Annotated in this window: 1 pseudogene; it reads right to left on the reverse strand. The window is 62.4% G+C overall.

The window, feature by feature from the left end:
- Window positions 1-12: 12 nt before the first annotated feature.
- Window positions 13-502, reverse strand: a pseudogene (locus K4G67_RS17215) (IS5 family transposase); the annotation flags it as partial.

Consider the following 502-nt stretch of genomic DNA (forward strand, 5'->3'; position numbering starts at 1 on the left):
TAGGCCGTAGACTCATAACGCGGCGCACCAGATGCGTGCACAGATGAGCTTGACGGCGGCGAGATAGTTGTCGGGGCACTTGTCATAGCGGGTGGCGATGCCACGGAAGTGCTTGATGCGGTTGAAGAAGCGCTCGACGAGGTTGCGCTGGCGATAGACCCAACCGGAGAAAGTGAAGCGCTGCTTGCGGTTGGATCGCGCCGGAATGTTGGCCCAAGCGTTCTTGCGGGCAGCGGCTTCGCGGATGGCGTTGCTGTCATAGCCCTTGTCACCGAGCAGTGTTGCGCCTTCTGGCATGACCTCGATCAGTGCTCCGGCTTCCTGACTGTCGTGGACCTGGCCGCCGGTCAGACGGAGGGCAACGGGACGACCGTCAGCGTCAACGAGGGCATGAATCTTGCTCGTGAGGCCACCTCGGGAACGTCCCATGCCGCGATCGCCGGCTCCCCCTTTTTACCCGTCGCACCATGTTGGTGGACGCGCACGCAGGTGGAGTCGATCA

The sequence above is a fragment of the Croceicoccus hydrothermalis genome, from assembly GCF_022378335.1.
Lineage (GTDB): Bacteria > Pseudomonadota > Alphaproteobacteria > Sphingomonadales > Sphingomonadaceae > Croceicoccus > Croceicoccus hydrothermalis.